Source organism: Bosea sp. BIWAKO-01 (assembly GCF_001748145.1).
Classification (GTDB): Bacteria; Pseudomonadota; Alphaproteobacteria; order Rhizobiales; family Beijerinckiaceae; genus Allobosea.
On sequence record NZ_BCQA01000001.1, the window covers coordinates 474,873 to 497,278 of the forward strand.

At 63.4% G+C, this 22,406-nt stretch carries 29 protein-coding genes and 1 tRNA gene; 8 read left to right on the plus strand and 22 right to left on the minus strand.

Translation table 11 applies throughout. The annotated features are described in order from the left end of the window. Positions 1-56: 56 nt before the first annotated feature. Positions 57-278 carry a hypothetical protein gene (locus BIWAKO_RS35185; protein ID WP_069877139.1) on the minus strand — a complete coding sequence of 74 codons (222 nt, stop codon included), beginning with the start codon at positions 276-278 and terminating at the stop codon, positions 57-59. Beyond that, complete coding sequence (locus tag BIWAKO_RS35855; RefSeq protein WP_176733248.1) at positions 278-448, minus strand: hypothetical protein; 171 nt, start codon at positions 446-448, stop codon at positions 278-280. The genes BIWAKO_RS35185 and BIWAKO_RS35855 overlap by 1 nt, the downstream gene beginning before the upstream one ends. 2 nt (positions 449-450) lie before the next feature. On the opposite strand from BIWAKO_RS35855, the gene BIWAKO_RS02150 reads away from it, so the two are divergent. Beyond that, on the plus strand, positions 451-720 hold the full coding sequence (locus BIWAKO_RS02150; RefSeq protein WP_371332153.1) for an SOS response-associated peptidase family protein: 270 nt from the start codon (positions 451-453) through the stop codon (positions 718-720). A gap of 272 nt (positions 721-992) precedes the next feature. After that, entirely contained in the window at positions 993-3,569 is a 2,577-nt protein-coding gene (locus tag BIWAKO_RS02155; protein ID WP_084651119.1) for a PQQ-dependent sugar dehydrogenase, read from the plus strand. A 253-nt stretch (positions 3,570-3,822) separates the two neighbouring features. Here BIWAKO_RS02155 and BIWAKO_RS02160 read toward each other — a convergent pair whose 3' ends face one another. Further along, entirely contained in the window at positions 3,823-4,152 is a 330-nt protein-coding gene (locus tag BIWAKO_RS02160) for a site-specific integrase (protein WP_141739946.1), read from the minus strand. On the opposite strand from BIWAKO_RS02160, the gene BIWAKO_RS35190 reads away from it, so the two are divergent. After that, on the plus strand, positions 4,143-4,361 hold the full coding sequence (locus BIWAKO_RS35190; RefSeq protein WP_141739947.1) for an SOS response-associated peptidase family protein: 219 nt from the start codon (positions 4,143-4,145) through the stop codon (positions 4,359-4,361). The two genes, BIWAKO_RS02160 and BIWAKO_RS35190, sit on opposite strands and share 10 nt — an antisense overlap. A gap of 26 nt (positions 4,362-4,387) precedes the next feature. On the opposite strand, the gene BIWAKO_RS02165 is transcribed toward BIWAKO_RS35190, so the two are convergent. The 9 genes from BIWAKO_RS02165 to BIWAKO_RS02190 form a co-directional block, all read right to left on the minus strand. Continuing rightward, on the minus strand, positions 4,388-4,594 hold the full coding sequence (locus tag BIWAKO_RS02165; RefSeq protein ID WP_141739948.1) for a hypothetical protein: 207 nt from the start codon (positions 4,592-4,594) through the stop codon (positions 4,388-4,390). Between the two features lie 122 nt (positions 4,595-4,716). Continuing rightward, on the minus strand, positions 4,717-5,292 hold the full coding sequence (rfbC, locus tag BIWAKO_RS02170; protein WP_069877145.1) for a dTDP-4-dehydrorhamnose 3,5-epimerase: 576 nt from the start codon (positions 5,290-5,292) through the stop codon (positions 4,717-4,719). A gap of 192 nt (positions 5,293-5,484) precedes the next feature. Next, positions 5,485-5,871 (minus strand): hypothetical protein, encoded by a 387-nt coding sequence (locus BIWAKO_RS02175; RefSeq protein WP_069877146.1) that lies wholly within the window; start codon positions 5,869-5,871, stop codon positions 5,485-5,487. Between the two features lie 64 nt (positions 5,872-5,935). Next, a complete protein-coding gene (locus tag BIWAKO_RS37270) occupies positions 5,936-6,202 on the minus strand; it encodes a helix-turn-helix domain-containing protein (RefSeq protein ID WP_074471492.1) in 267 nt (88 codons plus the stop codon). Further along, positions 6,199-6,591, minus strand: coding sequence for a helix-turn-helix transcriptional regulator (locus tag BIWAKO_RS37275; protein ID WP_141739949.1), 393 nt, complete (start codon positions 6,589-6,591; stop codon positions 6,199-6,201). Before BIWAKO_RS37275 ends, BIWAKO_RS37270 begins: the two co-directional genes overlap by 4 nt. A gap of 607 nt (positions 6,592-7,198) precedes the next feature. Next, positions 7,199-7,274, minus strand: a tRNA-Phe gene (locus BIWAKO_RS02180). An 88-nt stretch (positions 7,275-7,362) separates the two neighbouring features. Further along, a complete protein-coding gene (gene yacG, locus BIWAKO_RS34100; protein ID WP_371331738.1) occupies positions 7,363-7,656 on the minus strand; it encodes a DNA gyrase inhibitor YacG in 294 nt (97 codons plus the stop codon). Continuing rightward, the gene (locus BIWAKO_RS02185; protein ID WP_069882090.1) at positions 7,565-8,386 is read right to left on the minus strand and encodes an SDR family NAD(P)-dependent oxidoreductase; all 822 of its coding nucleotides are present in this window, start codon (positions 8,384-8,386) and stop codon (positions 7,565-7,567) included. The genes yacG and BIWAKO_RS02185 overlap by 92 nt, the downstream gene beginning before the upstream one ends. A 93-nt stretch (positions 8,387-8,479) precedes the next feature. Continuing rightward, positions 8,480-9,088, minus strand: a complete 609-nt coding sequence (locus tag BIWAKO_RS02190; RefSeq protein WP_069877147.1) for a Maf-like protein — start codon at positions 9,086-9,088, stop codon at positions 8,480-8,482. A gap of 327 nt (positions 9,089-9,415) precedes the next feature. Between BIWAKO_RS02190 and BIWAKO_RS02195 the strand changes: the two genes are divergently transcribed. Continuing rightward, positions 9,416-9,799 (plus strand): hypothetical protein, encoded by a 384-nt coding sequence (locus tag BIWAKO_RS02195; protein WP_141739951.1) that lies wholly within the window; start codon positions 9,416-9,418, stop codon positions 9,797-9,799. A gap of 326 nt (positions 9,800-10,125) precedes the next feature. On the opposite strand, the gene BIWAKO_RS02200 is transcribed toward BIWAKO_RS02195, so the two are convergent. Together BIWAKO_RS02200 and BIWAKO_RS02205 are read right to left on the minus strand one after the other, a co-directional pair. Continuing rightward, positions 10,126-10,977, minus strand: coding sequence for a CDP-alcohol phosphatidyltransferase family protein (locus BIWAKO_RS02200; protein ID WP_069877149.1), 852 nt, complete (start codon positions 10,975-10,977; stop codon positions 10,126-10,128). Positions 10,978-11,072: 95 nt separating this feature from the next. Then, positions 11,073-11,771 (minus strand): phosphatidylserine decarboxylase, encoded by a 699-nt coding sequence (locus BIWAKO_RS02205; protein WP_069877150.1) that lies wholly within the window; start codon positions 11,769-11,771, stop codon positions 11,073-11,075. Between the two features lie 232 nt (positions 11,772-12,003). Between BIWAKO_RS02205 and BIWAKO_RS02210 the strand changes: the two genes are divergently transcribed. Then, on the plus strand, positions 12,004-12,468 hold the full coding sequence (locus BIWAKO_RS02210; RefSeq protein ID WP_084651120.1) for a GNAT family N-acetyltransferase: 465 nt from the start codon (positions 12,004-12,006) through the stop codon (positions 12,466-12,468). Between the two features lie 9 nt (positions 12,469-12,477). On the opposite strand, the gene BIWAKO_RS02215 is transcribed toward BIWAKO_RS02210, so the two are convergent. From BIWAKO_RS02215 to BIWAKO_RS02230, 4 genes are all read right to left on the minus strand, one after another. After that, positions 12,478-12,990 carry a hypothetical protein gene (locus BIWAKO_RS02215; protein ID WP_141739952.1) on the minus strand — a complete coding sequence of 171 codons (513 nt, stop codon included), beginning with the start codon at positions 12,988-12,990 and terminating at the stop codon, positions 12,478-12,480. After that, on the minus strand, positions 12,987-13,520 hold the full coding sequence (locus BIWAKO_RS02220) for a hypothetical protein (RefSeq protein WP_069877152.1): 534 nt from the start codon (positions 13,518-13,520) through the stop codon (positions 12,987-12,989). The genes BIWAKO_RS02215 and BIWAKO_RS02220 overlap by 4 nt, the downstream gene beginning before the upstream one ends. Positions 13,521-13,593: 73 nt before the next feature. Next, positions 13,594-14,085, minus strand: a complete 492-nt coding sequence (locus BIWAKO_RS02225) for a hypothetical protein (RefSeq protein WP_176733249.1) — start codon at positions 14,083-14,085, stop codon at positions 13,594-13,596. Between the two features lie 99 nt (positions 14,086-14,184). After that, positions 14,185-16,098 carry an ABCB family ABC transporter ATP-binding protein/permease gene (locus BIWAKO_RS02230; RefSeq protein WP_069877154.1) on the minus strand — a complete coding sequence of 638 codons (1,914 nt, stop codon included), beginning with the start codon at positions 16,096-16,098 and terminating at the stop codon, positions 14,185-14,187. A 177-nt stretch (positions 16,099-16,275) separates the two neighbouring features. Between BIWAKO_RS02230 and BIWAKO_RS02235 the strand changes: the two genes are divergently transcribed. Next, positions 16,276-16,623: a hypothetical protein gene (locus BIWAKO_RS02235; protein WP_069877155.1), complete on the plus strand. Its 348-nt coding sequence runs from the start codon at positions 16,276-16,278 to the stop codon at positions 16,621-16,623. A gap of 141 nt (positions 16,624-16,764) precedes the next feature. On the opposite strand, the gene cimA is transcribed toward BIWAKO_RS02235, so the two are convergent. Together cimA and cysS are read right to left on the minus strand one after the other, a co-directional pair. Then, complete coding sequence (gene cimA, locus BIWAKO_RS02240; RefSeq protein ID WP_069877156.1) at positions 16,765-18,360, minus strand: citramalate synthase; 1,596 nt, start codon at positions 18,358-18,360, stop codon at positions 16,765-16,767. Between the two features lie 112 nt (positions 18,361-18,472). Further along, positions 18,473-20,002 (minus strand): cysteine--tRNA ligase, encoded by a 1,530-nt coding sequence (cysS, locus tag BIWAKO_RS02245; protein WP_069877157.1) that lies wholly within the window; start codon positions 20,000-20,002, stop codon positions 18,473-18,475. Between the two features lie 314 nt (positions 20,003-20,316). Here cysS and BIWAKO_RS02250 point away from each other — a divergent pair, with 314 nt between their 5' ends. Next, positions 20,317-20,649, plus strand: a complete 333-nt coding sequence (locus tag BIWAKO_RS02250; protein WP_069877158.1) for a hypothetical protein — start codon at positions 20,317-20,319, stop codon at positions 20,647-20,649. A gap of 9 nt (positions 20,650-20,658) precedes the next feature. Here the strand turns inward: BIWAKO_RS02250 and BIWAKO_RS02255 are convergent, their stop codons facing one another. Next, the gene (locus tag BIWAKO_RS02255) at positions 20,659-21,186 is read right to left on the minus strand and encodes a CreA family protein (RefSeq protein ID WP_069877159.1); all 528 of its coding nucleotides are present in this window, start codon (positions 21,184-21,186) and stop codon (positions 20,659-20,661) included. Between the two features lie 75 nt (positions 21,187-21,261). Here BIWAKO_RS02255 and BIWAKO_RS02260 point away from each other — a divergent pair, with 75 nt between their 5' ends. After that, positions 21,262-21,867 carry a GNAT family N-acetyltransferase gene (locus BIWAKO_RS02260; RefSeq protein WP_176733250.1) on the plus strand — a complete coding sequence of 202 codons (606 nt, stop codon included), beginning with the start codon at positions 21,262-21,264 and terminating at the stop codon, positions 21,865-21,867. Here BIWAKO_RS02260 and BIWAKO_RS02265 read toward each other — a convergent pair. After that, positions 21,848-22,381 carry a hypothetical protein gene (locus tag BIWAKO_RS02265; protein WP_069877161.1) on the minus strand — a complete coding sequence of 178 codons (534 nt, stop codon included), beginning with the start codon at positions 22,379-22,381 and terminating at the stop codon, positions 21,848-21,850. The two genes, BIWAKO_RS02260 and BIWAKO_RS02265, sit on opposite strands and share 20 nt — an antisense overlap. Positions 22,382-22,406: the final 25 nt, after the last annotated feature.

Consider the following 22,406-nt stretch of genomic DNA (forward strand, 5'->3'; position numbering starts at 1 on the left):
GGCCTTGCCGACGCATTCGGAGATGCAGTTCGGACAAGTAGTCAGCAATCGAGATCTCAAAATGGGATTTGGAAGCGGCTGCTCGATGCGGGCACGGGGCATAGCTCAAATATGAGCGGCGGCATATGATCCTCCTCCCAACAGAAGGCCGCATAGTCGAGCTCCGCCCATTCATCGGCTTCGGGGCTGCCAGGACGCGCTTCCTCGATCTCGGCCATTCGTTGCCGGGCCGCCAACCATTCCAGGGTGTCGGTAATCACGATCGCGCCCCGCATCATCAGTGACGGGTCGCCTGGGCTTCGCTGATCTCCCCGAGGCGCAAGGCTTCGCGGACCCAGTGCCACCCCCCTCCTACAGATCGCTCGACCAGCCAGAGCTGCGGCCTCTCACCGATCGACAAGAAGGCGTAATCCTCCCCATCCGCCATCAGATAAGGCGGCTCAAACACGAATTCCTGCGCCACCCCGTCTAACTTCATTTCGACCCGGCTCACCTGGAAGTTCTGCGAACAAATGGATGGCCGAGATCCACAACCGCATGCCGACGACGCTGTTGCCTCGTGATTTCGAGGCCTGGCTTGATGGCTCGGGGGGCAAGGAATTGTTGATGCAGCCACCGCAGGAGCTGCGCGAATGGATCGTTTCGCAGCGGATGAACAGGACCGGGGTTGGCGATGACGACCCGGCCACGGCCGGGCCGTTCAAGGAAACGCTGTTCTAAGGCCTCAGGCTTCCGGAGCGCTACCGCGAGCCGCGCGGGCAGAGTGGGGCCGTGCTCTTGTAGATGACGGTGTCGCCCGAGAGCCCAGCTCCCAGATCCATTGAAGCGCTGAACGCTTTCCGCCGACAGAGGTGCACTGTCGGATGTTCGAAAACATATTCGTTTGCTCTGCGCTCGTGGAGGGAATACTTTGTCGACCGGGTGCTGACCCTCTGAATACCGCCTCGGACGGCGCGGACGCATTGTTCTCGCCGACGCCTTAGGAGGTTTCCATGGCCGCGAATTTGATCGTTGGCAATGACGGCAGCAACACTCTTCAAGGGAGCGCGGGTCGGGATTTGATCTACGGATTCGATCCTAATGGGCCGCAGAGTAACGTCAGTTCGATTGCGGCAACTCAAGTGGCAACGGGGCTTGGCACAGCGCTTTTTGCCGCCGCGGCGCCCAACGATCCGGGCCGGCTGTTCGTTGTCACGCAGGGAGGCACGATCCGCATCATCGACCTGATCTCGGGCCAGCTCCTGGCGACACCCTTCCTCAATGTGGCGGTCGACGCCACCGGGGAGCGGGGATTGCTCGGCTTCGCTTTCGATCCGGATTATGCAACTAACGGATTCTTTTATATTTACCGCACAGTTCCCGGTTCGGTCGTTCACAATACAATCGAACGTTATCAGGTTTCGGCCAATCCAAATGTCGCCAATGTGGCAAGTGCGACGACGATCATCAGACTAGATAATCTATCCGCAACAAACCACAATGCAGGCTGGATTGGCTTTGGTCCCGATGGCCTACTTTACGCCGCGACCGGTGACAACGCAGTTGCCGCAAACGCCCAGAGTTCCGGGACCCTGCTGGGGAAAATCCTCCGCATCGATGTTCACAATGATGCATTTCCGGCCGATCCGACGAGGAACTATGCCATTCCCACCGGCAATATGTTCGCTGCCTTGGGTGACCCCGGCGCGGATGAAATCTTTGCGCTTGGCCTACGCAACCCCTTCCGTGACAGCTTCGACCGTGCCACCGGCGATTTCTTCATCGCAGATGTGGGTGAGGGCTCTTTTGAAGAAATCGATATCGGACTGAGCGGCGCAAACTACGGATGGCCCCTGTTCGAAGGACCCCTCGGAAGCGGAACGGTCACGCAAGGCACGCTCGCAGTACCCATCCATTCATATGGCCGTGATGTTGGTCAAGCCGTGATCGGCGGTTATGTCTATCGCGGGCTTAGTGAAGGACTACAGGGGCAGTTTTTTTTCGCCGACCAGCCGACCGGCAAGGTTTTCACACTTCGCTTCAATGGCGAAACCTGGGTACCCACCGAGCGAACGTCGCAGATTGTGCCGAACGTCGGCACCGTCAACATCCCAACCTCGTTTGGCGAGGATGCCCGCGGCAACCTTTACATCGTCGACTACGACGGCGACGTGTTTCGGCTCACGCCGCAGGTCGTTTCAGCAGATCAGAACGATACGCTCCGCGGGCTTGCCGGCGATGACCTGCTTTATGGCGGCTCGGGCAATGACCTATTGGACGGCGGCACTGGCAACGATACGCTGAATGGCGGCCCTGGCAACGACCGCTTTGTGTACGCGGCAGGGTACGGTGCCGACGTCGCGTCGGATTTCGTTGCCGGCTCGGGAGTGGATTACGTTGATTTGACAACGTTCTTCAACATAAACACGTTGGACGACGTTCTCGCGCTGTCTAGTCAGGTGGGCTTAAACACCGTTATCAATTTTGGAGACGACGATACACTGACGTTACTTGGTGTTGCCAAAGAAAATCTTGGATTCGACGATTTTATGATCAACGTGTTTCAGGAACATGGGCTTACAATATCCAATTTCGCTCCGAGCGCAGGCGGCTGGAACAGCGACGACAGATATCCTCGGCAGCTTGCCGACGTGAATGGGGATGGCCGCGCGGACATCGTCGGATTCGGTGAAGTTGGGGTCTACGTATCGCTCGCGACGGGCGGCGGATCCTTTGGGCCACAGTCGTTCGCGCTCGCCAATTTCGCGCCTAGCGCTGGCGGCTGGACTAGCGACGACAGATATCCGCGGCAGCTTGCCGACGTTAACGGGGATGGTCGCGCCGACATCGTCGGGTTCGGTGAAGGGGGGGTCTATGCGTCGCTAGCGACTGGCGACGGATCCTTTGGGCCACAGTCGTTCGCACTCGCCAATTTCGCTCCGAGCGCAGGCGGCTGGAACAGCGACGACAGATTTCCTCGGCAGCTTGCCGACGTGAATGGGGATGGCCGCGCGGACATCGTCGGGTTCGGTGAAGACGGGGTCTATGTATCGCTAGCGACTGGCGGCGGATCTTTCGCGCCACCCGCGCTCGCGCTCGCCAATTTCGCTCCGAGCGCTGGCGGCTGGACTAGCGACGACAGATATCCGCGGCAGCTTGCCGACGTGAATGGGGACGGCCGCGCCGACATCGTCGGGTTCGGTGAAGTTGGGGTCTACGTATCGCTCGCGACGGGCGGCGGATCCTTTGGGCCACAGTCGTTCGCGCTCGCCAATTTCGCGCCTAGCGCTGGCGGCTGGACTAGCGACGACAGATATCCGCGGCAGCTTGCCGACGTTAACGGGGATGCCCGCGCCGACATCGTCGGGTTCGGTGAAGGGGGGGTCTATACCGCGCTTGGAAATGGCGACGGGTCGTTTCGGTCAGCGACGTTCAACCTCAGTCAATTTTCAAATACCGCCGGCGGCTGGAGCAGCGAGGACAGATATCCGCGGCAACTTGCCGACGTGAATGGGGATGGCTTCTCCGACATCGTCGGGTTCGGCGAAGCCGGAGTTTATGTCGCGCCGGTGATCGATTTCATCTTCTGAACGATCCCGCCAAACCACCGTCGTTTCGTACGCAAAGCGGCAGTTCTGCCTGCGGCCAACTTCAGACGCAGTCGATGCATCGATCTGCTCAGAGTGGGGCGCCAACGAACCAAATGGGGTCATTCAGGCGCTAACCGCTCCAACCACACCCACCCGACATATTTATCTCCGGTCTGGCGCAGATGGGCATCGCGCTTCATAGAGCTCCAGTTCCGATGACCGGAGACCGATGCGGCCTGCGGAATGGTTCGACCTATCTCGAGCAGGCGCGAAACGCCCTCCGCAAGTCGTGAAAGTGAAGGTCTGGAATGTTGAGGATGGCGCAAGCACGCGTCATGTTGGCGCTGACCGTCCGGTGATTATACGGGAAAATCTCGGCGTGGTTTCGGGGTTGAGCCAGCGCAACCCGAAGAGCCTCTTCAGGCAGTTCGCACCACACGCCATTTCCGTCCTTCGCTTCCGGGTCCTTCATGTCGCGGACGAGCACGCGTCGGCCGGCGACATCGAGATCCGTCCAGAGGATCTTGGTGATTTCCTCCTCGCGCCGGCTCGAGTAGAGCGAGAAGGTGACGATTGCCGCCATCGGCATCATGCGCGGCCGCTTGTGCCTCCCGGCTTCAAACCTCAGCAGGCGATTTCGAGGCATGGCTTGATGGCTCGGGCGGCAAAGAGCTGCTGATGCAGCCGCCGCAAGAGTTGCGCGAATGGATCGTTTCGCAGCGGATGAACAAGACCGGGGTCGGCGATGACGACCCGGCCACGGCCGAGCCGTTCAAGGAGACGCCGTTCTAAGGGAACACGCCGCGCCGTGGCCCGCGTTATCCGGTTCCCTTGTCTCCAGCCGCTGCGGCCAACTTCCGAAGATCTTTGGCGCGCGCAAGCATCAAAGTGGCAACCCAACGCTCGAGCTGAGCAATCCGTGTTTCGATCGGAATTGGACTCCGCTTGGCCGCATCGACCGCAATCTGGATTGACTTCTCAATATCATCGGCCTCGGCGATCAGCTCATCTTTGGTGGGTGACACGGTAGCCTCCTCCGATTGCGCGTTGATCATCCCTCACTTTTGCATCGCGCGCTATCTGCGCCAGCGCTGTCAACTCACGGCCGAGCCGATGAAGCGCTTCCTGTGATGAGAAACCGCGTCGTTCAGGCGCCCTCATAGACGAACGGGCTGGTAAAACCGGCAAAACCGGGCAGCTTTGCGTCCTTCTCGGAAAGTGTCGCGGCTCCGGACACCACTGGCCAGTCGATGGCAAGTGCTGGATCAGCCCAGAACAACCCACCCTCGCTCTGTGGCGCATAGGGCGCGTCGACCTTGTAGGCGACCTCCGTATCGGGCTCGAGCGTGCAAAAGCCATGGGCAAAGCCGCGCGGCACGAAGATCTGCTCGTCACTGTCCGCATTTAGCAGTGTCCCGCACCAGAGCCCGCAATGCGGCGAGCCGCGCCGAAGATCGACGGCGACGTCGAAGATCGCACCCTTCAGCACGCGCACGAGCTTGGCCTGGGCGGCGGGCGCAGCCTGATAATGCAGACCGCGCACGGTGCCGGCCTGAGCCGAGCGCGACTGGTTGTCCTGAATGAAATCCGGCGCGATCCCAGCTGCCGCGAAAAGCTCGCGGCTATAGGTTTCCATGAGATAGCCGCGCTCATCGCCGAAGCGTCGCGGCCGAACCAGCACAAGCCCGGGAAGGTCGAGAGGCGCGAAGGTAAAATTGGACATTGGGTCTCGTGCCTGGCCGCAGGTAGTCCTGCTCGGCCTTGTGAATCGAAAGTGGGGCAAAATTCTAGCGCTCAGACATCGGCATCCACAGCACGTCGCCGAGCCGTCAAATTCCGAGCGCCAGTGCCCGCCACAAGCTTCCGCTCAATCCTAGCGGATCTTCCCACCATGCATCGCGCGCCAGGCGGATGTTCAACCGCCTTCACCGTTTACCCTCCGACGTTTGGCGATGATTTCTTTCATGGGCCGACCAGCGCGAATAGCGCGACGCAAGTCCGACAGCGCGAGGGCGTGGTCAGTTACAGTGGATAGGTGATGCGACGGGTCGGCGTTTCGGACAACGAGATTCCAGTAACAGAGGCCGCTCGCCTCCCTAAAGAAATGGCGTTTCTGAACAACCTTGTACTGGTAATCGTCGGGGCTACTTACATAGGCTAGATGATCATTCTCCGCCGGCAGCACTCCGCCGAAATAATCGAGCGTCAGCACATCGTCGCCAACGATTGCGCCGCCGGGCAACACGGTCGCAATGCGTACCTGCATCGGCTCGGCGACGAGCATATCGACTGCCTTGTCCATGGATCCTCCTAGCGCTTTTTCTTTCCCAGAAGCGCCGCAGCCCGCTTTGAAAGGGCGCGGTTCACTAAGCTCTGGTAGGCCCTGTCGCACCACGTCGGGAGATTGCTGTCTGAAGACCGGTCTCGTTCGGCTGGCAGCGCATGGCCTCCCACATTTGTTGGACATCGGCCTCGTTGAACCGCAAATCTCGGCCGAAGCGTGCACCAATTCCGTGCTTCTTTGCGGCTCGAGCGACTGCTTGTTTTGAGACGCGCAGGTACTCCGCCGCCTCCTGAAGGCTGTAGATCCGCCCAAGTGGGCCGGATGGTTGGAAAGGGGCCTCGTCGCTCATGGCGGCGCCTTTCCCGCGGCAGCCCTAGCCCGCGCGGCTTTACGGGCTCTCCGTTCCAGGCTCTTTCGTTGCCACTCGTCGTACGAGTTTTCTATGGGCCTATTTTTGTTCTCGCGAAGCCATCGCTCGAGAGAGTCTTCGCCAGGCACTGCTGACGCTTTTGCTTCGCGCTGTTCCCGCTCCCAACGGTCGAATGCGTCTTCCTCGGGCGCGGTGGCTCGCAAGATTCCGCTATCGCGATCAATGAACGCGTCGATTGCACGGCGATCGTACATGCGCGTGCCCCGAAATGGAGTGGGCATGACCCCAGACGCAACCCAGTTTGTGAATGTGGCGGGGCAGACCCCGCAATACGCCGCGGCATCCGCCTTCGTCATAAGGTCGCTCATTTGCCGGGCTCTGGCGTGCGCTTTTTTGGGCCGCGCCGTCGGGGAATATAGGGTTTGGTTGGATCGATAGTGCTCGGGTCAATCGGCGGCCCTTTTGCTAACTCCACAAGCCTTTCCTCCAACGATGGCCAATGCCACCGGATGATCTGGCCTCGATTTATCGTTGCCCGCGGTACGTAGCCGGAGCGGACCCACGCATCGAAAGAGTCGGTCGATATTTGCATGAATGCCGCCGCCGTATGCCGGGTGACGAATACGGGGCGGTGGTTGTTTTCGTCCTGCATGAGGCGCCTCACGTGGAGGCGTAGTTATGGCAGCGCCGCGTTGCGGAGTCCATAGGTGAGTACCATAGGTATTTAGATAGCGTGATTTCCAATCATTTTACAAATGCTTGTGATGCCGTTTGACATTTGACGTCAAACCTTTTGTCATTGTGAGATAGACTTTGATTTCAGCGGCATTCGGTGTGCGCGTACGCGCTGGGGCGGCTACAGTCAGAGCTACCGCCGCCGGAGCAAATCAGATGTCCCACTTTCGCCGCTTGGCGAAAGTGGTGGGACGCAAGCAGTCCTCAAACCACGAAAAACAAAGGAGAAACAAGAAGGAGTGGTGCCCAGAGCTGGAATCGAACCAGCGACACTGCGATTTTCAGTCGCATGCTCTACCAACTGAGCTATCTGGGCATCCGGCGAAGCGCCAGGCGCTTCGTGTTGGTGGGGGCGATATAGAGGGTGATTGGCGGGCTGTCCAGTCGCTTCAGCCGGCTTCTGATCAAGTCTCGTCTTCGCGTGTGGGTAACCCGGTTTCAGCCTCCTCCACCGGCTCGCCGGGGATGACATAGCTGCCCTTCAGCCAGTGGCCGAGATCGATGTCGCGGCAGCGGGACGAGCAGAAGGGCCTGAAGCGGTGTACCGCCGGTTTGCGGCAGATCGGGCAGGGTCTTGGCGCCGGCGGGGGTGACGTGTCCTGATTCTCAGCCATATTTGAGCGTGATACCTCCATCGACCACGAGTTCGATGCCGGTGACATAGCGCGCTTCGTCACTGGCAAGGAAGAGCGCGGCATAGGCCACGTCCCAGGCTTCGCCCATATGGCCCATCGGCACCTGCGCATCGCGCGCCTTCCACATCGCGGCAATGTCGCCCTCGCCATAGGCCTGCGCGAGACCGGCAGAATGCTCGACCATCGGCGTCTTCATCAGGCCGGGCAGAATCGCGTTCACGCGAATCTTCTGCGCCGCGTATTGTACGGCGGTCGTGCGGGTCAGGTGATTCAGCGCCGCCTTTGTGGCGGAATAGCTGGCATAGGGCACGCCGGTGTGGCGAATCGAAGCGATCGAGGAAATGTTGATGATCGAGCCGCCCTCGCCCGTCTCCTCGAACTGACGCTGCATCACCGGGATGACGTGCTTCATCGCCAGGAAGGCGCTGGTGACATTGACCTTGAAGACGCGATCCCAGGTCTCCTCGGGCAGATCGACGACACTGCCGACCTCGGCGATGCCGACATTGTTGTCGAGGATGTCGATGCGGCCGTAGCGGCCGAGCGCCTGGCCCACGAGATCGGCGATCGAATCGGCCCGGGTTACGTCGGTCTGGACCGCAAAGGCCTGGCCACCCTCGTTTTGGATGATTGCCGCCGTCTCCTCGGCGGCATCGCGGTTGAGATCGGCGCAGACCACCCTGGCGCCCTCGCGCGCAAAGATCGTCGCGGTTGCCTTGCCATTGCCCCAGCCGGGCCCGATCGAGCCTGCGCCCGCGACGATTGCAACCTTGCCCCTCAAGCGTTCCGTCATCGGCCCCATCCCTGGTTGCGCGCCTTGCGCTGCCGAAGCGGCAGCGGCGACAGGATCGGGATAACCGGAGGTCAGGGCAAGATGCGCTGGCGCTCAGCCGACATTCATCCAGCCGAAGCGGATCGGGAAGCCTTCGCCGCCGAGCAGGTTCACCGTCTCGTAAAGCGGCAGGCCGACAACGCCGGTATAGGAGCCGACAAGCTTGACCACGAAGGAGCCGGCAATGCCCTGGATGGCATAGGCGCCGGCCTTGCCGCGCCATTCACCTGAGGCGAGGTACATCTCGAGATCTTCGGTCGAGAGCCGCTTGAAGCGCACGCGCGTCTCGACGATGCGGTCACGGATAGCTCCGCCCGGGGTCACCAGGGCTACGCTGGTATAGACGCGGTGGGCGCGCCCCGAGAGCATCCGCAGGCAGGCAGCCGCCTCATCGACGATCTCCGCCTTGGGCAGGACACGACGGCCGACTGCGACCACGGTATCGGCCGCCAGGATGTAGCTGCCTTCTAGATCGGGGCGGCTCTTCGCGCCCTCCCGCGCGGCCTGCGCCTTCTCGCGCGCCAGGCGGCGCGAAAGATCGCGCGGACGCTCGCCTTTCAGCGGTGTCTCGTCCAGATCGGACGGCAGCATGGCGTCGGGCTTCAGCCCGGCCTGCTCCAGCAAGGCCAGCCGGCGCGGTGAGGCCGAGGCCAGGACCAGCATCGGGCGCCAGCCGGGCTGCTTGGGGGTGGAGAAGAAACTCAAGGGCGTTCGTCTCTGAGGCTCGCAGGCGCCCATGGCGGACACCCTCCGCCCAAGCCTCTAGATCATTTTCGCCGGTTGCGAAATCTCTCTGAACCGCCACGCGCCGAGCGCAATCCTGGAGCGCAATACCCATTTCGTTATGTCCACTGCGCATAAAATACGCGGCCTCACCCTTGCGTTTCAGCCTTTCACTTGACACATTAAGGCCTGCGGCCCGCTGACGCGGCCTCTTTGCGAGGCCGGAGTGCTTTCCGACCTGTCCCGTGTTCCGGAGCCCTTCACCGAATGACCACATCGACCCGACGTCCGCGTTCCGCTCTGGGAACGGGAGTGGAAGCGCAGGCGCTCGTAAGCAAGGTCATGACGATGCAGGCCGAGGCGGGGCTGACCATCGCGATGCGGATGCCGATCCTGCTCAAGGGTGCGCTCGGCGACCGGCGCGGCCAGCGCGAGGCGACGAAGGCCCTGACCGAGAAGGTTTCCGCGGTGATGGAAAGCGGCCTCGCCGCGAGCCAGGCCGTCAGCCTGTTCTGGTGGGATCTGGCCTTCAGCCCATTCAGCCAGCTCGACATGAGCGAGGCCGTCGCCCGGGCGACCAGCAACACGCTCGAGCCGTTCTCGAAACGGACCCGCGCCAATGCGGCGCGGCTGAGCAGCCGCCGCCGCTAGATTATCGAGACCGGATTTCGCGTCCGGCCCGATAATCCATTCGTCTGTGCTTGCATCGGCTTTCCCGAAAGGCACAATCCACTTTTCGGACCGATGCTTTGATGCCTTCGCGTCAGCTGTTCCGGAAACCGCGATCCACTTTTCGGGCCGACGCTTTGATGCGTTCGCGCCGGCTTTTCCGAAAGCCGCGATCCACCTTTCGGGCCGACGCTTTGATGCGTTCGCGCCGGCTTTTCCGAAAGCCGCGATCCACCTTTCGGGCCGACGCTTTGATGCGTTCGCGCCGGCTTTTCCGAAAACCGCGATCCACTTTTCGGGCCGACGCCCTAGTCGGCATCCGACACGGACGCCTTGCCGCCCTCGGACGGAGCTTCCGCCAGGCCGGCATTGTATTCGCGCTCGAGCTTGCGATAGCGCGCAACGCTGATCGGGATCAGCGCGAGATAGGCCAGCACGATCAGCGTCAACATCTCGAAGGGATAGGCAAAGAGCAGCCCCGCCACCACCACCACCGCGACGAAGAGCGGCAGGACCTTTTCACGCGGCACACGCGTGCCGAGCGTTTTGCCGGCGTAGCAGGGGATGCGCGAAATCGTCAGGAAGGCGATGAACAGGATATAGATCCCGACCAGCAGCGCGCCATATTCCTGCACCGGCACGCCGATGAAGTGCAGATAGAGCGGCAGCATCGCGGTGATCGCGCCTGCGGGCGCCGGCATGCCGACGAAGAAGTTCTTCTGCCAGTCAGGACGATTGGGATCGTCGATCATCACGTTGAAGCGTGCGAGCCTCAGCGCCATGGCGCAGGCGAGCGTCAGCACGATGATCCAGCCGAAGGAGCGCAGGTCGTGCAGGACGAAGATCCAGAGCACATAGCCTGTGGCGACGCCGAAATTGACGAAATCCGAAAGCGAATCGAGCTCGGCGCCGAAGCGCGACGTGCCCTTCAGCATGCGCGCCAGTCGGCCGTCGACGCCGTCGAGCGCGGCGGCGATCAGGATGAAGATCGTCGCCGATTCGAGCTTGCCCTCGACCACGAGCCGCATCGCGGTCAGGCCGAGGCAGAGCGCCAGCAAAGTGATGACATTGGGTGCGATCAGCCGAAACGGGATCGCCTTGAAGCGCGTGCGCTTCGATTCAGCCTGCTCGGGCTCGAAGGGGGGAAAGAGATCGCTCATGCCAGCCGGAATACGCGGTTTTAGGCGCGGAGGCTAGGAGCAGTCGGCGATCATCCCGGGCGCCGCATCACGACGCTCCGGGATGTCGAAAGCGCTCAGATTCCGCGGAAGCTGCGCCGTGTTTCGCTGGCCGAGACATCGGCCAGCACGGTCTCGCCGGCGATCGCGGTCTGGCCTTCGCCAACCAGCGGAATCACGCTCGTCGGCAGATAGACGTCGACGCGCGAGCCGAAGCGAATCAGGCCGAAACGCTCGCCGGTCGCAATAGCGTCGCCCTCCTTGACGAAGGGCACGATGCGCCGCGCGATCAGGCCTGCGATCTGGACAACGCCGACCGTGCCGGCGGGGGTCTCGATCGCCAGCGCGTTGCGCTCATTATCCTCGCTCGCCTTGTCGAGCTCGGCATTGAGGAAGAGGCCCGGCGTATAGGCCATCTTGATGATGCGGCCCGAGACCGGTGCGCGGTTCACATGGCAGTCGAAGACGTTCATGAAGATCGAGATGCGCGTCATCGGCTCGGCCGGCAGGTTCAACTCCGGAGGCGGCAGCGCGGAGGCGATCTGGCTGATCCGGCCATCAGCCGGGGAGATCACCAGCCCCTCGCGTTGCGGCGTGATCCGGATGGGATCGCGGAAGAAATAGCAGACCCAGATCGTGATGATCGCGCCGAGCCAGCCGAAGGGCGACCAGAGATTGGCGAGCACGATCGTCGCCACCAGCGCGATCGCGATAAAGACATAGCCCTCCTTGTGGATGGGAACGATCACTTTGCGGACGGAATCGACGAGCGACATGGGCAATCCTGTTTGGTCTTGTCAGCGCGTCGGCAGAGTGACGCTCCCCTGCGGCCCGAATGGGGCGGCAGGCATTGCCGCGTGATTTACGGGGTTCGGCGCTCCGGGGGAAGAGGCCGCATGCCGCGCCCCTCGCGGCGGGCGAGACTCCGTCTCTTCAGCGCCGCGTCTTCCAGACAGGGTAGCGGAACGGCTAGAAGCGCGGACATGGCATTGGTGCGGAGTGCGGGACATGGCGGAGGCCGGCAATTTCGACACGGCTCTTCTGGCCAGGCTTGGCTGTGACGATGTCGGCCTGCGGTTGAGCCGGAGCTATTCGCCGGAAACCTCGCCCTGGCACGTCGCGGCCTATCGTTTCGACATCCTGGTCGGAGGCGAGCCCGCCGGTACGATCAGCCTGCGGCCAGGCGCGAGCTATCTCCTGACCCATCTTGCTGGGCAGATCGGCTTTTCCGTCGAGCCCGCCTATCGTGGGCGCGGCCTCGCCGGCAAAGCCGTGAAGGCGCTGCTTCCCCTGGCCAAAGCGTGCGGCCTCACCGAACTCTGGCTGACGACAACGCCCGACAACCTCGCCTCCCGCCGCACGCTGGAAAGGCTCGGCTGCAGCTTCGTCGAACAGGTCACGATCCCGGAAAGCTACGAAAGCTATGCCCGCGGCGAGCGGCTGAAGCTGCGCTACCGGATGGGGCTGAACTGAGAGCAAGCGTCAGTCGGCCGGGCACTGCCCGACAAGCTCGGCCAGCGCGCTCCGGCCGGATGCAAGGTCGAAACTGGCGGAAACCGCTCCGCCGCCCTGGGCCGGAACCAACACTCCGATCTCGGCCGCACTGAGGATCAGCCCGAGCAGCGGCGCCGGTCGCGAGACCTGCACGGCCCGGTCCACCCCGACCGAACCCGCCAGTTCGACCGCCGGCTGGCCATCGGCTTGAACGAAGGATGCAGCCGCCCGCCCCGCCTTGCCGAACAGCCCGTCATTGTTCAGCGGCAGAAAGGCGATGGACAGGTTGGCCTCGATGCAGCGGATCGCGAGGCCAACTTGCGCCTCTCTGTCGCTCAGCACCGCCGCGACATCCTTGCGCCCGCCTTGCCGGTCATTGGTGATGACCACCCAATTCCCGACCTTCTTCGTGCCGGAGGCCTGCACAGGCAGGACCGACAGCGCCAGGACCAGGCTGGCGCCGAGCCGGAACATCGCTCGCAAGCGCTTCGCTGCCGTCATCGCCTGGCCCCGGAGGGGCGGCTGAGCGCACCGAGCGCCGCCGCCCATGGCGCAGGGGCCGGCAGCATGACATCCGCTGGAAAATGCGGGAGCAGTTCGAAGGCGAGCGGCTGGCCTGCCCTATCCTCCCGAATCACGAGGGTATCGAAGCGCAGCAGCTGAGCGGAGGCTCGCGGCAGGACAGCGCCAGCCGCGACGGGTCTGCCCGCGACCATCAGGACGAAGCAGCTATCGACCGGATTCCAGCCCCGCTTCGCTGCCGGGCCTTCGGGCGCGCCGTCCTGCACGAGATAGCCGCCCTGCCAGCGAATCGAGAGCGCCGCATCGAGCCGAAGCGGCTGCTGATCGGGAGGAAGCATCGATTCAAGCGGCGACGGCGACATCTTGAGCAGCGAGCAGGTCTGGACGATGCCCGGCCGTCCCGGCTTGACGATCCAGAGCTCCCATCCCTGCCCCGTCGCAGCAGCGGCCCGGTCGGCGGCCAGGATGGAGAGGAGCAGCGCCCCGGTCAGGCGCAGGCGCTTCAGCATGAGGTCACCGCTGCAGCCCGGGATCGGCCGGCCTGCGTCGGATGCGAGCCATCGTCATGCAAACCACGCGAACTCAGGCGAGCGCCGTCGGGCTGCGGACGAAGCGGCGCGCGGCGAGATAAGTCAGCACCACGAAGATCAGCAGCACGAGCCCCTCGACAATCGCGAAGGGCGGCTCCGACTGGGTCGGCGCCATGGCCCGGAGAAATGGCACCTTCATGAAGGCCTGCGCGACCGCGACGAAGATCAGCAGATAGAAGGCGAGCATCGCCGTGACCGCATAGATCCGCCGCCAGGCGCCATCGAGCCTGCGGGCGTAGAGGGCATATCCGGCAAGCCCGACCAGAACGAGCGAGATCGCGCCCACGATATGCGAGGGCAGGATGCCGTTGAATGGGAAGCCGAAGCCCGTCGCGCTGGTGGCAAACGCGGTGGAAAGAAAAATCCCGGTCCAGCGCGGCCGCGTGTGCCCTTTCAGCATGGCCGCGGCGACGGGAAAACCGGCGACGATGGCGATCAGGCTGAGCCAGGTATGAAAGCCGGTGAATGTCGTCGGATCGAACATGAGCAGCCCCCGCAATGCTCCACCGGCTTCGAGTGAAACCGGCGGAGCGTAGCATGCAGGAAGCAGGCCGCGTTTGGCGAGAGAATTCCGTCGCGCCGATTACTGCGTCAGGGTCACTCTCACGCTTTCTTCCTCTTCCTCGGTCGCGCGCTTCAGCGTCGCCTTGGCCTCGTCGACCTGGCGTTGACGATTCCAGAGCGCCGCATAGACGCCATCCGCGGCCAGCAACTCGCGGTGATGGCCGCGTTCGACGATCAGGCCCTTGTCCAGCACGATGATCTCGTCGGCATTGATCACGGTCGAGAGCCGATGGGCGATGACCAGCGTCGTGCGCCCCTCGCTGACCCGGTCGAGCGCGTCCTGGATCTCCTTCTCGGTGAAGGAATCGAGTGCCGAGGTCGCCTCGTCCAGCACCAGGATCGGCGGCCCCTTCAGGATGGTGCGGGCGATGGCGACGCGCTGCTTCTCGCCGCCGGAGAGCTTCAGGCCACGCTCGCCGACGGAGGTCTCATAGCCCTCCGGCAGCGACCGGATGAAGCGGTCGATCTGGGCAAGCCGCGCCGCCTCCTCGACCTCGGCCTCGGTCGCATCCGGCCGGCCATAGCGGATATTGTACTCGATCGTGTCGTTGAACAGCACGGTGTCCTGCGGAACCATGCCGATCGCCGAGCGCAGGCTGACCTGCTGGATCGCAGCGATATCCTGCCCGTCGATCATGATCCTGCCCTTGGCCGGTTCGTAGAAGCGGAAGAGCAGGCGCGAAATCGTCGACTTGCCGGCACCGGACGGGCCGACGATGGCGATCGTCCTGCCCGGCGGCACCGCGAAGGAAATTCCCTTAAGGATCGGCCGCTCCGGGATATAGGCGAAATGCACGTCCTCGAAACGGACCTCGCCTGCATCGACGCGAAGCGGCGGCGCGCCCGGATGGTCCTGGATCTCGGGATCGCGGCCGATCAGGGCGAACATCTCGCCGATATCGAGGGTCGCCTGCTTGATCTCGCGATAGACCGTGCCCATGAAATTCAGCGGCTGGTAGAGCTGGATCAGCATGGCGTTGATCAATACGAAATCGCCGACCGTATGCGTGCCGGCCTGAAAGCCGCGCACCGCCATCACCATCGAGATGGTCAGGCCCGTCGCGAAGATCGCCGCCTGTCCGAAGTTGAGCCAGGCGAGCGAGGTATAGGCCTTGATCGAGTTACGCTCGTAGCGCGCCATCGAACGGTCGTAACGAGCCGTCTCGCGAGCCTCTGCCCCGAAATACTTCACCGTCTCATAGTTGAGCAGCGAGTCGATCGCCTTCGAATTGGCGTCGGTATCGGATTCGTTCATGGCGCCGCGAATGGCGATACGCCATTCGGTGGCCTTGATCGTGTAGGCCATGTAGGTCGTCACCATCACCACCAGCACGACGACATAGAGCCAGTCGAACATCGTCAGCAGCACGGCGGTGATCAGGGCGACCTCGACCACGACCGGCACCAGCTGGTTCAAGCCGAGGCGGACCATTTCCTCGATGCCGTTGCGGCCGCGCTCCAGCACGCGGGTCAGACCGCCGGTCTTGCGCTCGAGATGGAAGCGAAGCGAGAGATAATGCAGATGACCGAAGGTCTGCAGCGCCAGCGTGCGCACCGCATGCATGAACACGGGTGCGAACAACGCGTCGCGCATCTGGATGAAGGCCGAGGAGCCGACGCGCGCCAGCCCGTAGATCAGCGTCAGGGTCAGCGGTGCACCGACCAGCCAGGGCAGCCAGCGCTCGAGACTCGTCGGCGTATTCGCCAGGGCATCCGTCGCCCATTTGAAGGTGAAGGGCACGCCCATCAACACCATGCGGCCAACAACCAGCAGGATGAAGGCCGCGACCACGCGCTTGCGCAGATCCGCGCGATCCGGCGGCCAGAGATAGGGCCAGAGCGCACGGAAGGTCGCGACGAAGCCGGAGCCGGGTTGCAGGACGGCCGAGTGGGCGAAGTTCGACGCTGGAGGCGGCGCGGCAGGCGGGGACATTTTCAAACAGTTCCAAGTTGAACCGCCCATATATCCGCGATCGCGGGCGAATGCATGAGCCTTGCTGCAAGCCGGGGATTGCGGAACGCGCGCGCCGGCCTGGCCTTGTTCTCGTCGAAGGACCGGTGTGAGATGGAGTCGGAGCGGTCAACGCTCGGATCGGGGAAAGAAACAGCCATGAGAGCTCAACGGGTTATCCTTGCCGGCCTGATCGGCGCCAGCGCCTCACTCTGCCTCGCGACGCTTCCCGCCCTGGCGCAATCAGCGCGCCCGCCGGCACAGATCAAGGTAACCAATGCCCGCAGCGTGCCGTTGAACACGCTCGAAATCACCACCTCGGGTGAACAGCCCCGCCTCGTCGCCAAGCTCGCCAAGCCGCTCGCGCCCGGAAAGAGCGCCGTGCTGAAACTCAACAAGCCGGCAGGCTGCAGCTATTTCGTGCTCGGTCGCTTCACCGACGAGGTCGAGAGCGACAATGACGGCGTCGATCTGTGCAGGGAAAAGACGATCCGCCTGACGGATTGAGCCGCCAGGCCGATCATGGCCGGGCCTCGTCCCGGCCATTCCAGACCATGGCGGTACGGCAGCATTCCCATCCGCCGAACGACGACCAGCTCGGCGCTGCGCCTCGCCAGGGAATCGCTGCGGATCGAAAGCCCTCTTCTCTTACGCCGTCGCGCCCGCCCGCATCAGCTTGTAGGTGATCGAATCGACCAGCGCCTGGAACGAGGCGTCGATGATGTTGGCGCTGACACCGACCGTGGTCCAGCGTTCGCCGGTCTCGTCGGCGGATTCGATCAGCACGCGCGTCACCGCGTCGGTGCCGCCCTGGAAGATGCGGACCTTGTAGTCGACAAGCCGCAAGCCCCCGATCAGCGACTGGTAGCGGCCGAGATCCTTGCGCAGGGCGACGTCGAGTGCGTTGACCGGGCCCGCAGAGCCCTCGGCAGCCGAGATCAGCAGCTCATCGCCGACCTGCACCTTCACGATCGCCTCGGAGAAGGTGACGAGCTCGCCATTGGCGTTGTAGCGGCGCTCCACATTCACCTTGAAGCGCTCGACCGTGAAATAGTCCGGCACCTCGCGCAGGATCCGCTTGGCGAGCAGGAAGAAGGAGGCGTCGGCCCCCTCGAAGGCGTAGCCTTGCGCTTCCTTGTCCTTGATCTCGTCGAGCAGGCGCCCGAGCCGCGGATCGTCGCGCCCGAGCGTCACGCCGATGCGCTCCAGCTCGGCGACGAGGTTGGACTTGCCGCCCTGGTCCGAGATCAGGACCTTGCGGATATTGCCGGTCGCTTCCGGTGCGACATGCTCATAGGTGCGCGGGTCCTTCAGCACCGCTGAGGCATGGATGCCGGCCTTGGTCGCGAAGGCAGACGCACCGACGAAGGGCGCGTGCCGGTTCGGGGCGCGGTTCAGCATCTCGTCGAGAGCACGCGAGACATGGGTCAGTTCGCCGAGCTGCTGCTCGCCGACATTGATGCTGAAGCGCTCGCGATACCTGTCCTTCAGCTTCAGCGCGCCGATCAGAGTCACCAGATTGGCGTTGCCGCAGCGCTCGCCGAGCCCGTTCAGCGTGCCCTGGATCTGGCGGACCCCGGCCTCGACCGCCGCCAGCGAATTGGCAACGGCGCAGCCGCAATCGTCATGGGCGTGGATGCCGAGATGATCGCCCGGCACGACCTTGGCGACCTCGGCAACGATGGCGCCGACCTCGTCCGGCAAGGTGCCGCCATTCGTATCGCACAGCACGACCCAGCGTGCGCCCGCCTCATAGGCTGCCCGCGCGCAGGCCAGCGCATAGTCGGCATTGGCCTTGTAGCCGTCGAAGAAATGCTCGCAGTCGAGCATCACCTCGCGTCCGGCCGCCTTCGCGGCCTTCACGCTGTCGGTGATCCCTTCGAGATTGTCCTCGAGCGAGATCTCGAGCGCGACATGGACATGGTAATCCCAGCTCTTGGCGACGAAGACGATGGCGTCGGCCTTCGCCTCGAGCAGGGCCGCGATGCCCGGGTCGTTGGCGGCCGAGCGCCCTGCCCGCTTGGTCATGCCGAAGGCAGCGAACTTGGCCTTCGAGGTCGGCTTCTCCGCGAAGAAGGCGGTATCGAGCGGGTTCGCTCCGGGATAGCCGCCCTCGACATAGTCGATGCCTAGCTTGTCCAGCATGGCGGCGACCGCGCGCTTGTCGTCGAGCGAGAAGTCGACTCCGGTGGTCTGGGCGCCGTCGCGCAGCGTCGTATCGAAAAGATGGACGCGGGCGCTCATCGCCCGGCCCTCATCCGATAGCGCAGCACACGCGGCATGACCATGGCGAGCATGACGAGTTTCATGGCGACCGAGAGCGCACCGGCGCGCCGGATCTTCGGGGCATCCCGGTTCATCGTTTCACTTCCCATGCTGTCGTGGGCTCGCCTGTCGCCGGGTCCTTGCCATCCTTGAGCTGGATGCCCATCGCCGCGAGTTCGTCGCGGATGCGGTCGGACTCGGCAAAGTCCTTGGCGCGACGCGCTGCAAGCCGGCGCTGGATCAGATCGTCGACACGCGTCGCAAACCCATCGTCGGTCGCCGTCCGGATGAGGAACTCCTGTTCCTTCCGCCCCCAGGCCTGACGATTCAGGCCGAGGAAATCGACACTTGCCGCCAATGCGCGTGCAGCCTTCGGCTCGCCGGCCTTCGCTTCGCGTGCAAGACCATGAAGCCGCGTCATCATCTTGGCCGTGTTCAGGTCATCGGCCAGCGCGGCGACGATCTCGGCATCCACGTCACGTGGAGCGGCCTGGGGGTCGGTCGGAATGCCACGCAGGACTTCCTCCCAGCCACCGATGATGGACTCGACCTCCTCCAGCGACTTCACCGTCCAGTCGATCGGCTGGCGGTAATGCGTCTTCAGCATCGCAAGGCGCAGCACTTCGCCCGGCCATGTCCGGCCGCCGAAGGCATCGGTCTGCAGCAGTTCGTTGATGGTGACGAAGTTGCCGAGCGACTTCGACATCTTCTCGCCTTCGACCTGCAGGAAGCCGTTATGCATCCAGATATTCGCCATGCGGCCGGCGCCGTCGGCACCGCCGAAGGCGCAGCAGCTCTGGGCGATCTCGTTCTCGTGATGCGGGAAGACGAGGTCGATGCCGCCGCCATGGATGTCGAAGACATTCCTGGCAGGATCATCGCAGGCGAGCCCGCCGCCGAAAGGCGCGAGCAGCTTCGCCATCGACATGGCCGAGCACTCGATATGCCAGCCGGGACGGCCGGGCGTGGCGATGCCGGCCGGGGACGGCCAGCCGGGGTCGATGCCGTCGCGGCTCGGCTTCCACAGCACGAAATCCATGGCATCGCGCTTGTAGGGCGCGACATCGACGCGGGCGCCGGCCATCATCTCGTCCAGCGAGCGACGGGCGAGCGAGCCGTATTTCGGCGCCTTCCCCAGGCTCGCCACCGCCGGCACGTGGAACAGGACATGCTCCTCGGCGACATAGGCGATGCCACGGGCGATGAGGCGCTCGATGATCGCCTTCATCTCCTCGATATGGTCGGTGGCGCGCGGCTCGGCATCGGGGCGCAGATTGCCCAGCGCATCGACATCGTTGTGGAACTGCGCCGTCGTCGTCTGCGTGACCCTGGCAATCGCCTCGTTCAGCGGCAGGCCCGGAAAATCGCGCGCGGCGCGCGCATTGATCTTGTCGTCGACGTCCGTGAGGTTGCGGGCATAAGTCACGTGCTCGGCGCCATAGAGATGGCGGAGCAGCCGGTAGAGCACATCGAAGACGATGACCGGGCGGGCATTGCCGATATGGGCATAATCATAGACCGTCGGACCGCAGACATACATGCGGACATTACCGGGATCGATCGGCGCGAACGTCTCTTTCGTCCGCGTCAGCGTGTTGTAGAGCCTTAAAGTCGGCGTCATCGAAACGGTCCTGGCGAATAGGCGACGAGAAGCGTGGTCCGGGCCGCTGGCCGGGGGCGCTTTCTGTCGGGTCGTTTCAGGACGATGACGTGAGCAGCCGGCCAGCGAAAGCTAGCGGCAAATAATGCAAATCCGGATGGCGGCCTGCGTCATGAAAAACTGATTGCCTGTGCGCGGGCTTTGCGTCAAGAGGGCGCCCGAGTTTGTTGCGCCGCAACATAGCTGACGCCGAATTCACTCAAATTTAACGGACTGGAACCATCCTTATGCTTCGAAGGTTCTTTGGCCTGTCGGGTCACGAGGAAAGATCGAGAATGCGCCGCGCCATCGCCCTGATCGGCCTGTTCGGAATCGTCGTTGCCGGCCTCTCGCTCGCAGTCCTGCCGACCTCGAAGACCGTGGCAGCATCCAACGACCAGCGCATCTTCCTGATTCCGGCGAGCGACGGCTACGGTGTCGCCGACTGCCTGTCCTCGAAGACCTCCGAATGCGGCAAGATCGTCGCCGATGCCTGGTGCGAAGCCCAGGGCTTTGCGAAGGCGACCGCCTTCGGCATCGCCTCGCGCGAAGATTTCACCGGTTCGGTCTCGAAGCCTGTCATCACCGAACCGGCCGAGCAGCCGCTCTCGATCACCTGCGGCGGCTGAGCCTCCGGCTTACCTCACCCAATCCGAGCATTTCGGCGCCTCGCCCACCCCGCCCCAGGGCATGATCGGGACGGTGGATGTCGAGTTCTGCGGCGACCCGTCGATAAGCTTGTCGGAATAGACGAGATAGACCAGCACGTTGCGCTTGATGTCGCAGCCGCGCACGATCTGCATCTTCTTCCAGACCATCGAGCGGCGCTCGCGGAAGACGACATCGCCCTGCTCGAATTTCTCCTTGAACTTGATCGGACCGACCTGACGGCAGGCGAGCGAGATCTCCGAGACCTCCTCCGCCACGCCGAACATGCCGGAGACGCCGCCCTTCTCGGGGATGGTGTAGTGGCAGGCCACGCCCTCGACGATCGGATCGTCGACGCCATAGACGGCGAGCTTGTCGTTCGGAGTCAGCATCTTCCAGACGGTCGACTTCCTGAAGATCAGGTCCTCCTGGGCCTGGGCCGGCCCGGTCAGACCGAGCCCCAGCGCAAAGAGAGCCAGGGCCAGGGCGCGTGAAGAGGTGGTACCACAGGCGCGCATTCTCGATCTCCTGACTGTTCCGCGTAGCCGGCGCCGGATATGGGCTCTGGAGCGAAGCAATGCCAGAGGCGTCCGATGCAGACTAGCAAGATGCCTGCGACGACGCAGCCGATCCTCGCGACGGACCGCCTCATCCTCAGGCCGAGAACCATGGAAGATCTCGACCATGTCATGGCGATGAATTCCGACCCGGAGGTGATGCGACACATCGCACCAGTCGGGAACGCCTTCATGAGCAGGGAGGCCGTGGCGAAGCGCAGCTTCACCCATGTCGATCGGGGGCTGGGCTACTGGTCGATCAGCCCTCGCGAAAGCCCTGCCGAGCTGCTGGGCTATGTCGCGCTCTTCCCCGGCGATCCGGCGACCCCGCGGATCGAGCTGAGCTACCGCTTCGACACGCGCCATTGGGGCCGGGGTTATGCGACGGAGGCGGTCTCACGTCTGCTCCAGCACGGTTTTGGCCCATTGGACCTGGCCGAGGTGGTCATCCTGACGCATCCGTTGAACGCGGCATCCCTTCGTCTGGCGCAGAGGCTTGGTTTCCAGCGCGAGAGCGACCGGTGCTCATGGCTGATGGGCGATCCGCAATTCCTCTGCGCCTTCTTCCGCCTTAGCCGCGCTGGCTGGCTGGCCACGCATGGCGCAGGCACCGCATCGGCCGTCACACAGCCAGTGGCTTGAACACCAGATAGGCTGCAGCCAGCGCGCCGAGCACCCCGAGCGTGAACAGCACGAGCTTCAATTGGGTGAAGCCGCTCGCCATGGCGACATCGCTCGCCTCGACCCGGGGGTATTTGTCGAGCAGCCGGGCAATGACGATGTTCTCGACGACATCGCAGAGCCCGCCGAAGAGCCAGCCGCCGCCGCATAATGCCGCGACCCACCAGGGATAGCCGCGCATCGCAACGCCTGCGACGATGATCGCGCCGACGATCGCATAGGTCAGGGCAAAGGCGACATCGGCCGGCAGGACCCGGTGACGGTAGCGGTTGCGGCGCTCCTCGCCATAAGCTGCGAAGAGCTTTTCGACATCGGCGGCGTTGAAGCCGTTCCAGTCGCTCTCGAGCATGCGGGCCACGCCCTGGCGGCTCGCCCAGAGCCCGGTGAGCCAGAACATCAGCATCACCAGCGCCGGCCCCCACAGGAAGAACGAGAGCGGGATGGCGCTGGAATAGAGCGGAACGGGATCGATCATCGCGGCCAAGGCTCCGGCAGAGGAA